Annotated in this window: 12 protein-coding genes; 2 read left to right on the forward strand and 10 right to left on the reverse strand. The window is 70.9% G+C overall.

Annotation, left to right across the window (positions count from 1 at the left end):
- Nucleotides 1-7: 7 nt before the first annotated feature.
- From dps to KYK13_RS07600, 3 genes are all read right to left on the reverse strand, one after another.
- Nucleotides 8-490 (reverse strand): DNA starvation/stationary phase protection protein Dps, encoded by a 483-nt coding sequence (dps, locus tag KYK13_RS07590; RefSeq protein WP_223643176.1) that lies wholly within the window; start codon nt 488-490, stop codon nt 8-10.
- Nucleotides 491-604: 114 nt separating this feature from the next.
- Nucleotides 605-1132 carry a carboxymuconolactone decarboxylase family protein gene (locus KYK13_RS07595; RefSeq protein WP_120605839.1) on the reverse strand — a complete coding sequence of 176 codons (528 nt, stop codon included), beginning with the start codon at nt 1130-1132 and terminating at the stop codon, nt 605-607.
- 6 nt (nt 1133-1138) lie between these two features.
- Nucleotides 1139-1693, reverse strand: a complete 555-nt coding sequence (locus KYK13_RS07600) for a peroxiredoxin (RefSeq protein ID WP_223643178.1) — start codon at nt 1691-1693, stop codon at nt 1139-1141.
- Nucleotides 1694-1925: 232 nt separating this feature from the next.
- Between KYK13_RS07600 and KYK13_RS07605 the strand changes: the two genes are divergently transcribed.
- Nucleotides 1926-3524, forward strand: coding sequence for a sigma 54-interacting transcriptional regulator (locus KYK13_RS07605; protein ID WP_223643180.1), 1599 nt, complete (start codon nt 1926-1928; stop codon nt 3522-3524).
- A gap of 39 nt (nt 3525-3563) precedes the next feature.
- Here KYK13_RS07605 and KYK13_RS07610 read toward each other — a convergent pair whose 3' ends face one another.
- The 7 genes from KYK13_RS07610 to KYK13_RS07640 form a co-directional block, all read right to left on the reverse strand.
- Nucleotides 3564-4154 carry a hypothetical protein gene (locus KYK13_RS07610; RefSeq protein ID WP_223643182.1) on the reverse strand — a complete coding sequence of 197 codons (591 nt, stop codon included), beginning with the start codon at nt 4152-4154 and terminating at the stop codon, nt 3564-3566.
- Nucleotides 4155-4662: 508 nt separating this feature from the next.
- Nucleotides 4663-5589 carry a biotin-dependent carboxyltransferase family protein gene (locus KYK13_RS07615; RefSeq protein WP_223643184.1) on the reverse strand — a complete coding sequence of 309 codons (927 nt, stop codon included), beginning with the start codon at nt 5587-5589 and terminating at the stop codon, nt 4663-4665.
- Nucleotides 5590-5839: 250 nt separating this feature from the next.
- Nucleotides 5840-7129, reverse strand: coding sequence for a LamB/YcsF family protein (locus tag KYK13_RS07620; RefSeq protein ID WP_223643186.1), 1290 nt, complete (start codon nt 7127-7129; stop codon nt 5840-5842).
- A gap of 26 nt (nt 7130-7155) precedes the next feature.
- On the reverse strand, nt 7156-7848 hold the full coding sequence (locus KYK13_RS07625; RefSeq protein ID WP_223643188.1) for a histidine phosphatase family protein: 693 nt from the start codon (nt 7846-7848) through the stop codon (nt 7156-7158).
- A 3-nt stretch (nt 7849-7851) separates the two neighbouring features.
- On the reverse strand, nt 7852-8931 hold the full coding sequence (locus KYK13_RS07630) for a phosphotransferase family protein (protein ID WP_223643190.1): 1080 nt from the start codon (nt 8929-8931) through the stop codon (nt 7852-7854).
- Nucleotides 8932-8933: 2 nt separating this feature from the next.
- Entirely contained in the window at nt 8934-10172 is a 1239-nt protein-coding gene (locus KYK13_RS07635) for an acyl-CoA dehydrogenase family protein (RefSeq protein ID WP_223643192.1), read from the reverse strand.
- A 93-nt stretch (nt 10173-10265) separates the two neighbouring features.
- Nucleotides 10266-10985: a TetR/AcrR family transcriptional regulator gene (locus KYK13_RS07640; protein WP_223643194.1), complete on the reverse strand. Its 720-nt coding sequence runs from the start codon at nt 10983-10985 to the stop codon at nt 10266-10268.
- Nucleotides 10986-11118: 133 nt separating this feature from the next.
- On the opposite strand from KYK13_RS07640, the gene KYK13_RS39045 reads away from it, so the two are divergent.
- Nucleotides 11119-11769 carry a hypothetical protein gene (locus KYK13_RS39045; RefSeq protein WP_304504098.1) on the forward strand — a complete coding sequence of 217 codons (651 nt, stop codon included), beginning with the start codon at nt 11119-11121 and terminating at the stop codon, nt 11767-11769.
- The last annotated feature ends 40 nt before the right edge of the window (nt 11770-11809 follow it).

The following is an 11809-nucleotide window of genomic DNA, read 5'->3' on the forward strand; positions in this document are numbered from 1 at the left end:
TCCAGCATCATCCTTCCAGGGAGGCGCGCAGGAACCAGGCGTGCTTCTCGAACTCGGTGATGATGCCCGTGAAGAGGTCCACCGTGTCCGTGTCCTGGTGCCCCTCCACCGCCTTGCGGCTGTCGCGCAGGCCGTTGAGGTACACCTCGATGCGCTCGGCCAGCAGCTTCACGTGCTCCAGGTCGCGCGAGGTCTCCTGGGGATAGTCCGGCAGGTGGCTGTGCTTGCCCACATGGCGGCTGGTGCCATAGGCGCGCCCGCCCAGCGTCACCGCGCGCTCCGCGATGGAGTCGTTGTGGTTGGCCAGGCTCACCGCGAAGGTCTCGAACAGCGGGTGCAGCGCGGCGAACTGCGGGCCCTTGATGTTCCAGTGGGCGACCTTGATCTGCGAGTGCAGGTCCAACCCATCCGCGAGCCGCTCGTTGAGGGTGGCGGCGATGGCGGTGCGGGCCTGCTCGGAGAGGGGACTCGGGCTCTTGTAGAGGGCCATGACGGACACGTTCCTTTCGGGTGAGGGGTGGGACGCCGGAAGCGAAAAGACAGCGCCCCCCGGTGTCTTCCACCGGAGGGCGCCGCTCACCGCATGGAGATAACGACGAGGGGACTAGGACTCCAGCCCAACCGCCGCCGCGTGGATGACGCTCGCGATGCGGACCGCATCGTGCACGTGCTCCTCGGAGAGGCCGCCTTCCAGCACGACCTTCTCATGCGACTGGATGCACATCTCGCAGCCGTTGATGGCGCTGACCGCGAGGCAGACCAGCTCGAAGTCCACCTTGTTGGTCAGCACCTGGGCCAGCCGGTTCATCCGCAGCCCGGCCCGCTTGGTCGCGTACGACTCCTTCCCGACCATGTGACGGAATCGGTAGAAGACGTTGTTCATCGCCATCAGCGAGGCCGCCGCGCGCGCGTCCTCGATGACCGGCGTGGCCTTGTCACCCAGTGCCTGCTTCGCCTCGTTGAGCATGGCCTCCTTCAGCCGCTCGTTCCGGGCGGCGAAGGCGCACGCGACAGCCGTCCCCCAGCGCTGCTCGGGGGTGAGGCTGCCCCCCTCCAGGACCGCGGAGAGGTTGAGGCGGGTGTCCTTGTGGGCGTCCGCGAGCTCGCTGCGGACGACTTCGAGCGAAGCCATGAGTGCTTACCCCGCCTTCTGCAGCTTGGAGGTGAGGGTCTCCTCACCCTTCTGCCAGTTGCACGGGCACAGCTCGTCCGTCTGGAGCGCGTCCAGCGTGCGGACGGTCTCCTTGACGTTGCGGCCCACGGACAGGTCGTTCACGGACACGTGGCGGATGATGCCCTCGGGGTCCGCGATGAACGTGGCGCGCAGGGCCACGCCCTCCTCCTTGTGCAGGATGCCCAGCGCGCTGGACAGCTCGCGCTTGATGTCCGCCAGCATGGGGAAGGGCAGGTTCTTCAGATCCGGGTGGTGCGTGCGCCACGCGTGGTGCACGAACTCGCTGTCGGTGGACAGGCCCAGCACCTGCGCGTCGCGGTCCTGGAAGTCCTTGTTGTGCTTGCCGAACTCCGCGATCTCCGTCGGGCAGATGAACGTGAAGTCCTTCGGCCACGCGAACAGGACGATCCACTTGCCCTTGTACGTGTCGTTGGAGATGTCCTGGAACTCCTTGTTCTTCTCCAGGCTCACGGTGCCCTTCAGCTTGAAGTTCGGAAGCTTGTCGCCAACGGTCAGCATGGGATTCGACTCCTTGGGAATGGGGGCGGGCCACCGTGGTCCACCCCAGAGGTTATGAGTTGCTGCGGGGTAAAGCAGCCACCGTGCCAATGCTTCAGCTGTTGTGATTCCAGGAGGTTACGACTCCTCCTGTGAAGCGCACCGACGGGTCGGTGACGCCGGGCTGGTGCATAACGAAATCTCGGTGCCTTTCGCCACTGCAATTTCGGTGGGCCGCTATTATCGGTAACACATGCCGGATGAACTGATGGGGCGCCACCCGGAAGTGACGCAGGATGCTCGGGAGCTGGTCGAGCTGGCAACCGCCGAAGAGGGTGTGGGGGAGCTGCTTCGTCGGGGACTGGACTGGGTGTCGCGCGTGGTGCCCTTCGACCTGGCCACGCTGTTCCTCCTCAAGGAGGGGCGGCTGGAGGCGGTGGCGGCGCGTGGACCGCTCGCCAATCAGGCCGTGCGCAAGCACTCGCTGCGGCTGTCGGACTTCCCTTCCTTGAAGCAGGCGCTGGAGACGCGGCGCGCGCGGGCCTTCACGGAGGAGGACCACTCGCACGGGGACGGAGATCCGTTCGACGGCGTGCTGGACCTGCCCGCGGGACACGCGTGCATGGTGGTGCCCCTGTGCGCGGGGGAGCGCTGCTACGGCGTGCTGACCCTGGACCGGGCGCAGTGTGAAACGTACGCCCAGCCGGTGGTGGACCTGGTGGAGGTGTACGGCCAGATGCTGGCGACGGCGCTCCAGGGCGCGGAGCAGCGCGCGGTGATGGAGCGGCTGCACCGCCAGGACCACGAGCACGCGAAGCTCCTGGAGTCGGAGCTGGGCGGGGACTCGGAGGGCATCCTGGAGACCTCCTTGAGTCCGGTGATGCGCGACCTGGCCCGCCGCGCGCGGCAGGTGGCGGAGACGGACACGCCCGTTCTGATTACCGGCGAGACGGGCACGGGCAAGGAGCGGCTGGCGCGGGCCATCCACCGCTGGAGCGCGCGGGCGGATCAGCCGTTCGTGTCGCTCAACTGCGCGGCGATCCCCGCGGGCCTGCTGGAGAGCGAGCTGTTCGGCCACGTGAAGGGGGCCTTCACCGGCGCGAACCGCGACCGCGCGGGCCGCTTCCAGATGGCGCACGGGGGCACGCTGCTGCTGGATGAGATTGGCGAACTGCCGGTGGAGCTGCAGGCGAAGCTCTTGCGCGCGCTCCAGGAGAAGGCGTTCGAGCCGGTGGGCAGCGACAAGACGGTGCGGGCGGACGTGCGCATCCTCGCGGCGACGCACGTGGATCTGCACCAGGCCATTGCCCAGAAGCGCTTTCGCGAGGACCTGTTCTACCGCCTGAGCGTCTTCCCGCTGCGGCTGCCGCCCCTGCGCGAGCGGCGCGAGGACCTGCCGCAGCTCACCGTGTTCCTCCTGGAGGAGCAGGCGAAGCGCACGGGGCGGCGGGGCATGCGGGTGACGGCGTCAGGCCTGGCGCGGCTGGCGGCGTACGACTGGCCGGGCAACCTTCGCGAGCTGGCGAACGCGCTGGAGCGGGCCACCATCCTCACGCGAGGCCAGGAGCTGACGGCGCAGTCCTTCGACCTGCCGGGGGGCGAGCGCGTGCGGGAGGTGTCCGCGGCGGTGGAGGGGTCCCCGGAGCCGATGAAGCCCGGAGCGAAGGTGCCCACGCTGGCGGCGGTGCAGCGCGAGCACATCCTGCGGGTGCTCGCTCTCACCCGGGGCCGCGTCTACGGCGAGGGCGGCGCGGCGGCGCTCCTGGGGCTCAAGCCGTCCACGCTTCAGAGCCGGATGAAGAAGCTGGGCATCGCGCGGCTGGAGGGCTTCACGGCCGCCGAGGACGCGTGACGCACGGCGCGGCTGTGTCACCCGCGCACCTCTCCGGCATCAGTGCCAGCGGCTGTCCTCGCGGGCCTCGCGGCGGTCCTCGCGCATCTCCTGGCGGTTCTGCGCCGTCTCCTCGCGGGCGAGCTGGACCAGGTCGGCGATGAGCATGCGCTTGCGCGTGAGGCTCCCGCTGTCCATGTGGCCGTAGAGGCCGTTGAGCTCCTGGGCGATGGAGCGCGTCTGCCGCAGGGCGCGGGACTCCTGGCGCACGTCGCGCACGTCGTCGCGGTGGTCCTTGCGGTCGTCGTAGCGGTAGCCGTCGCGGCGCACCTCGTGGGCGCTGGCGCGCGCTTCCTGCTTGTCCTGGGCCAGCTCGCGGCGGGACTCGTTCAGCTCGGACGCCACGTAGCCGCGCAGGTCCTGCTCCACCTGGAGCAGGTCGCGGCGGGCGCCGCGGCCCCGGGCGGAGTCGTAGCGGGCGAGCAGTGACTCGACCTGGCGCAGGTCTTGATAGTCATCCCGGGCCTCGCGCGCGTCCTGCCGCAGCTCCTGCCGGTCATGGGCCTGCTCCACGGGGTTGCCGTGGGGTCCGCCTGCGTGAGCCAGGGCCGGGAGGGACAGCGCCATCGTTGCCAGCAGCCACTTCGACATGGGGCTCCTTCAAGTGCGTCGGATGTCAGGATGGACGCAGCGGGCCGCCGCGAATTCACGGCGACGGGGCTCTCCTCAGGGAGCGCGGGCCCTACGCCACGGCGGGTGCGGCCGGGCGTGGACGGGAGGGGGCCACGGGGTCGTGCGCCTCCTTGCCGAAGGGCTGGTCGAAGAGGTGCGGATCCGACTGGCGCGAAAGGCGTCCTTGATCAGCGGCTTGTCGGAGGGGAAGCCGTCCAGGATGTCGCCCCGGATGGTCTCCACGAAGCGGGCGAACTCGTGGCCGAACTCGTCGCCGTCGCCAATGGCCTTGCTGACGTTGTCGAGCGTGTCCGCGCCGGCCCTGGCGATGTCGCGGTGGGCATGGCGGGCAGGCCCAGCTTGCGCAGCGGGTCGTCCACCTTAGACAGGGCCTCGCCGCCGCCGCCCTTGAGGACGTCCACGAAGGGCTTGGGCATGTCCTCCTGGCGGATGCTCACGCCGGACTGCTTCGAGGCCCACGTGGGAGTCATGCCCCCCGTATCGGCCGGGTGGGGGCCGGAGGTGCCCCGGTTGGCCGGGCGGGGTGGTTCTTCCAGGCGTCGCGGGCGACCTCCAGGGGCACGGCCTGGAACCGCACCGGGGCGCCCGGGCGGCGAGCCCCCAGGCGGCCCCAGTCCGCGCGGATGACGGCGGCGATGAGCGGATAGCCGCCGGTGGTGGGGTGGTCCGGGCCCAGCACGATGGGCGTGCCGGAGAGGGTGACCTGGATGGCGCCGCGCACCATGGGCCGTGACGTCCCCGTGCCCTCGTCGCCGTGGGGCACGTGAGGTCCGTCCAGCCGCTGTCCCACGCGGTCGCTGGAGGGCGACACGGTGAAGGTGCCGCCCAGGAGGAGCGCCACGGCCGCGTCGTTGAAGTGGGACGCATCCGGGCCCAGGAGTACGCGCAGCGGGGCGGCCGGGTCCAGGGCTTGCGTGAGACGCGACAGGTCGGCTTCGGAGGGGGCGGTGCCCGGCGAAGTGGGAGACCCCAGCGGGAGCGTGTCCCCGGTGCGCAGGGGCCGGCCCTCCCAGCCGCCGAGGCGGGCCACCCACAGCGTGCCCTGGCCTCCGAGGACTTCGGGGACCGCGAGCGCGCCGTCCACGGCCACGTAGCGCACGGCGTACCGGCTGGGCGCGGGCACCGTGAGAATGGCTCCGTCCGAGAGGAGGGTCGGGGCCTCGCCATCCAGCGACACGCGCACGTGGCGGCCTCGGGCGCGCAGCTCCAGCCGTCCAAAGGCTTCCAGCGCCGCCGCGCCGGGCGCATTGCCCACCGCGCGGTTCGCCGCGCTCAGCAGCTCCGGCACCCACGCTCCGCCGGGCGGCACGCCGTGATGCATGACGCCGGGACGTCCCTGGTCCTGCACGGTCGCGGGCGCGCCCAGGCCGACGATTTCGATCCACGCGCTCATGCCTTTTCACCCCGCGAGGTCAGGTCCAGGTCTCGGGACATGGCTGCTGTCCCCGAGGATGAGAAGGTGAGAGTTCTGGGAGGCTCCCCGGCGGCGGCACCCCGCAAGAACCTGTCCGACAGTCGGACAGGTTCCGAAGGACGAGGGCCCACCTGGGCTCTCGTCCTGGATGAGGGGCCCCCTTGCGACCGTGCCGCGGAGACCTGTCCGACTGTCGGACAGGTTTGAGACGGAGTCGGCCGGAAGGCCCTCATGCCTCCACCTGCTCGAAGCGCACGCGGTCGCCCAGTTGCAGCACCGCGCCTCGCGTGGGGTCGAACGCGGTGAAGTCCAGCGCGGTGCCCACGAGGTTCCAGCCTCCCGGCGACGCGAACGGATACACCCCCGTGCGTCCTCCGGCGATGCCCACCGCGAGCGCCGGCACCCGCGTGCGCGGCACCGGCAGCCGGGGACACGCGATGCTCGGATCCACGTCCCCCAGGTACGCGAAGCCTGGCAGGAAGCCCACGCAGCGCACCGTGTACTCGCGCGCGGTGTGGCGCCGCACCACTTCCTCCACCGTCAGGCCCGCGTGCTCGGCCACCTTCGGCAGGTCCTCGCCGTCGTAGCGCACGCGGATGCGGAGGAGCGGATGCTCCACGTTCACGATGGGCGCCACGCGCAGCCGCGTCAGGGCGAGCGCGGGGAGCTCAGGAGGGGCCGCCGGGTCGAAGTACACGCAGGCGTGGGCCTCGGTGATGACCGCGTCCCGCACGCCCGGGAGCTCGCACAGGACTTCGCGCGCCAGGCTCCGGTCCACCGCCTCCGGCAACACCAGCCGCAGCGCGCTGTCCCCCAGCGGCTCCGGGGGCTGCTCCAGGGCGTCGAGCATCGAGCGTACTTCGCGGGCCAGCGTCACCGCGCCGGGCGTGTCACCGTGCACGCAGAGCGTGTCCACGGTGCCGCCCGTGGCCAGCCTCACCGTGTTCTCCCTCGCCAGCCCCACGTCCGTCAGCACCGCGCCGGGCTGGCCGCGCGGAATCAACGAACCGTCCGGCAGCGTGCCCCGGTCCGCGAAGCCCTCGCGCGCATACCCGAGCCCCGCGGCCCGCGCCGCGTCCCTCAACGCGCCAGCGCCGGGCCCCACGACCGTGACGTCCGTGCCCAGCGCCTCCACCACGCCGTCCACCACCGCGCGCGCCAGCGCCGGGGACTTGTTGGCCGCGTGGTACAGCGCCCCATGCGGCTTCGCATGCCGCACCGGCACCCCGCGCTCGCGAGCCAATGCGGCCAGCTGTCCGCACTGCTCCGCCACCTGCGCGCGCAGCACCTCCGGCGCCACGTCCAGCGCCTTGCGTCCGAAGCCCTCGCGGTCCGCGTATGACGGGTGCGCGCCCGCCAGCGTGCCGTGGCGCTCGCACAGCTCCAGCGCCCGCCGCATGGACGCCGCATCCCCCGCGTGGCCTCCGCAGGCGATGTTCGCCAGGTGCGCGAGCGCGTAGAGCTGTTCGTCCTCCCCGGGCAGCTCTCCCAGGTCGATATTGAGCAGACACCGCGTCATGGGCCCACGCTACGCGAGCCCCCACCTCAGCGGTAGGTGATGAGCGCGCGGTGTTCGCCCTCGAAGTGTCCGTGCTCGTTGAGCGTGGACAGATACCTGCCCCGCTCGCTGTAGATGACCTTGGTGATTCCACAGTTCGCGAGCGTCCAGTTCGTCCGGAACGCGTGCTCATCCGGGATGCCCAGCAGGTCCTGGCTGATGGCCGTGATGGGGCCGCCGGAAGTGAACACCAGCGCCGTCCTGGAGGGCCCCAGTGAAGCGACGAGCACCGACAGCGCCTCCAGGCAGCGCGCCTTGAACGCGCTCCACGACTCCCGGTACTCGCTGTCGTGTCCGCCCGCGACCCAGCGCCCCACGGCCTGGGTGAACAGGTCCTGGTAGGCGCGGCGCGGGTCCTTCATCGCGGCCAGCTCCTCGCGCAGCACGGCGAAGTCCGCGTAGCGAGGCGTGTGCCGCTGCACGACCTCCTCGTGGTCGAACTCGTTGAAGCCCGCGGTCCGCACCGGCTCCAGTGACTGGCCCATGGCCTGGAGGCACGCGTCCGCCGTCTCGCGGTGGCGAAGCATCGTGCCCGTCACCACGGCGTCCACCCGGGGCAGCCGCGCGCGCAGCGCCTCACCCAGGACGCGCGCCTGCTCCACGCCCACGTCGGACAGCTTGTCGTAGTCCTTTGCGCCGAAGGACGCCTGGCCGTGGCGGATGAGGTAGAGCACGCCCATCTCTCAGCCTCCCGCCTTCTTGATGAGCTGCCGGCAGCGGTAGGCCAGGTAGTTGACGATGAGCCAGTAGTTCTTGAACGCCGGGTTGCGCGTCTGCTTGTGGTGGTAGCGGTAGTAGATCTGCTGCGCGATGACCGCGAGCCGGAACACGCCGTAGACCTCGTAGAAGGTCCAGTTGGCGGGCTTCAGGCCGGTGCGCTCCAGGTAGTACGCCACCACCTCCTCGCGCGTGAGCATGCCGGGCAGGTCCGTGGGCTGCCGGCGCGTCATGCGCAGGAAGGCGTCGTCGTCCGCCTGGACCCAGTAGGCCAGCGTGTTGCCCAGGTCCATCAGCGGGTCGCCCAGCGTGGCCATCTCCCAGTCGAGCACCCCGATGACCTGCGTGGGGTCCTCCGGCTTGAGCACCACGTTGTCGAAGCGCCAGTCGTTGTGGATGACGCACGTCTTGATGTCCGGCGGGACGTGCGCGGCCAGCCACTCGCGCGTCTTCGTCATCCGGGGCACGTTCCAGGTGAGCGCCTTCTCGTAGCGGTCGGACCAGCCGGAAATCTGGCGCTGCGGATAGCCCGGGCCCTTGCCCAGCGACTGGAGGCCCACCGCCTGTGGATCCACGCCGTGCAGCGCGATGAGCTGATCCACCACGTTGAGGCACAGCTGGCGCGTGCGGGCCTTGTCCAGATCCAGGCCCTTGGGCAGGTGCTTGCGCGGGATGAGACCGGGGATGCGGTCCATCACGTAGAACTCCGTGCCCAGCACGGCCGGGTCCTGGCACAGCCCCACCATGGTGGGCACCACCGGGTACACCGGCTTGAGCGCCTGCTGCACCGTGTACTCGCGCGACATGTCGTGCGCGGACTTCGCCTTGGTGCCCGCGGGCGGCCTGCGCAGGATGAGGTCGCGGTTGTCGTACTTGAGCCGGTAGGTCCAGTTCGAGGCACCGCCCGTGTACTGCGTCACCTCCGGCGTGCCCTGGAGCGAGGGCACCTGGGCCTTCAGCCACGCGTCCACCGCGGGCACGTCCAGCGCCTCGCCGGAGCGCACGGCCTTGCCCTCGTCCAGGGGGATGGAGACCGGAGCCGTCATGTTCAACCTCCCTTGCTGAAGCCGCGCTTCGCGAGCTCGATGCGGGTGATGACGCCCTTGTGCACCTCGTCCGGGCCGTCCGCGATGCGCAGGCTGCGCGCCTGGGCGAAGAAGCCCGCGAGCGGCGTGTCGCGCGACACGCCCGCGCCGCCATGCACCTGGATGGCGTCGTCCACCACCTGCTGGAGCACGTTGGGCGCCACGACCTTGATGGCCGAAATCTCCGTCATCGCGCCCATGGCGCCCACCTCGTCCAGCTTCCACGCCGCGTACAGCGTGAGCAGGCGCGCCTGGTCGATGGCGATTCTTGCCTCCGCCACGCGCTCGCGGTTGCCGCCCAGGTTGATGAGCGGCTTGCCGAACGCGGTGCGGCCCATGCCCCGGTCGATCATCAGCTCCAGCGCCCGCTCCGCCGCGCCGATGCAGCGCATGCAGTGGTGGATGCGGCCCGGACCCAGGCGGCCCTGGGCGATCTCGAAGCCCATGCCCGGCCCGGAGATGAGCGCGGACGCCGGCACCCGCACGTCGTGGAAGTGCACCTCGCCGTGGCCGTGCGGGGCGTCATGGTCGCCGTACACGGGCAGCATGCGGATGATTTCGACGCCCGGCGCATCCAACGGCACCAGGACCATGGAGTGCTGGTGGTGGCGGTCCGCGCCCGCCTGCGACGTGCGGCCCATGAAGATGGCCACCTTCGCGTTGGGGTGTCCCAGGCCGCTGGACCACCACTTCTTGCCGTTGAGCACCACGTGGTCGCCGTCCAGCTCGGCGGTGGCCTGCATGTTGGTGGCGTCCGACGACGCGGCGTCCGGCTCCGTCATGCAGAACACCGAGCGGATGTCGCCCGCGAGCAGCGGCTTGAGCCACTGCTCCTGCTGCTCCGGAGAGCCGTAGCGCCAGAGCACCTCCATGTTGCCGGTGTCCGGGGCGCTGCAGTTGAAGACCTCCGGCGCCATGAAGCTGCGGCCCATTGCTTCCGCGAGCGGCGCGTACTCCAGCGTGCTCAGGCCCGCGCCCAGCTTCGCGTCCGGGAGGAAGAGGTTCCACAGCCCTTCGGCCTTGGCGCGCGCCTTGAGCTCCACCATCACCGGCGGCACCTTCCACTGGCGCCAGTCACCGCCGGCCTCCATGGCGTGCAGGGCCCGGAGGTAGTCGCCCTCCACCGGCTCGATGTGGTCAGACATGAAGCGCTTCACGCGCTCCAGGTACTCGGTCGTCCTGGCGGAGGGTTGAAAGTCCATGCGCGGCATCCTGCGCCCCGCCGGGTTGGTGAGGCCACTGAATGTTGAGTGTCTGTTGTCATGCGGGCGCTGCGGGCCCGGATGCCCGGACGGTCAGCGGCGGCGCGGGCCCGGCGCCTTGCGAGCGCGCGGTGGGCGCGTGCCCCGCCGGCCCTGGGCCTTCGGCTTGCGCGCGGGCGCGCGGGGCGGGGAGGGCTGCTCGATGCTGGCGAGCATGATCCGCCGCAGGAGCGAGTACACGGGCAGCGGGTCGAAGCTCTTGTCCAACTGGTGGTGCAGCGCGAGCCCGTCCACGCACGCCTTGATGATGACCGCGTAGTGCTGGTCCTCGGCGGAGGGGGCCGTGTCGTGCCCGGTGCGCACGTGGGCCACGGTGCGGGCAATCTCCGCGTCGCCCTGGCTCAAGAGCTGCGCGACGGCGGGCGTCAGCTCCTTGTTGCGCAGGCCCAGCGCGAACAGCTCGTAACGCAACCGGCACGTCCCCGGCGCGTCCGTGGCCAGCTTCTCGCCCCAGGTGAAGGCCGTCTGCGCCAGCTCCGCCGCGGGCGTCTGCGCGCGCAGCCGCTCCAGCTCCGACAGGTACTGGCGGCTCGCCTCCTGGGTGACGGCCAGCAGCAGCGCGTCCTTGCTGCCGAAGTAGTAGTGCACCAGGCCCTGGTTCACCCCGGCCTCGCGCGCCACCTCCTTCACCGTCGCGGCGTCGTAGCCCCGTTCCCCCAACACGCGCTGGCCAGCGGCGATGAGGCGCGCCCGGGCGTCAGGCTCCGGAGCAGTGGGAGGAGACGGCGTCTTGCCACGGCGGGGGGATGGCATCCCAGACCCATAGGGCACTGCATCCCACCCCCGCAAGGCCGGCGACCGCCCGTTGGCTTGACATCCCGCGTTGTCGGTCTTAGTTAGTCGTGTGACTAAATCAGTCATGCGGCTAAATCGAAGGAGACGGGCCATGCGAGTCGAGTCCAAGCGGTCGATGCAGTGGGTGAAGGCGGCGGCGGTGGGTGCGGCGTTGGTGGCGGTGCCGGCGATGGCGCAGGACCTGGGGGCCACGTCCACGGGGCAGGAGCAGCAGCGGCGCGGGGCGTTCCTGCTGGAGCTGCAGCCGCCCGCGCTGGACGGCTCGCTGTACGGCATCCGGGCGGAGGTGGCGCCGTCGAGGGACTCGCGGCTGGCGTTCGGCCTGTTGGGCCGCGCGGGCGGGTGGAACCGGTCGCTGGGCACGAAGGCGCGCTTCACGAACGTGGGCGGCAACGACGTGAAGCTCAACTTCGGCGTGGGCGTGGACAGCCGCTACACGCTGGCCTTCCTGGCGGACGGCACGGTGCGCCCGTTCGTGGGCGTGGCGCTGGGCCTGGAGGAGTTCGTCGCGCGCCCGAACGGCGCGGCCACGCCGGACCTCAAGGACTACACGACGACGGCCTTCGTGGAGCCGACGCTGGGCGTGATGTGGCGGCCGGGCTCCGGGCGCGTGGGCCTGTCCGCGCGGGTGGGCCCGGGCTTCACCTTCACGGACGTACGCGAGCTCCAGGTGGGCTCCAGCAACCTGGGCCTGCGCACGGTGTACCCCACGGCGTCGCTGGGCCTGCTCGTCGTCCTGTAGTCGACGCGGTCTCCGGAGCGCGCCGTGGGCGGTGGCCGCG

It is taken from the genome of Corallococcus sp. EGB (assembly GCF_019968905.1).
Taxonomy (GTDB): Bacteria; Myxococcota; Myxococcia; order Myxococcales; family Myxococcaceae; genus Corallococcus.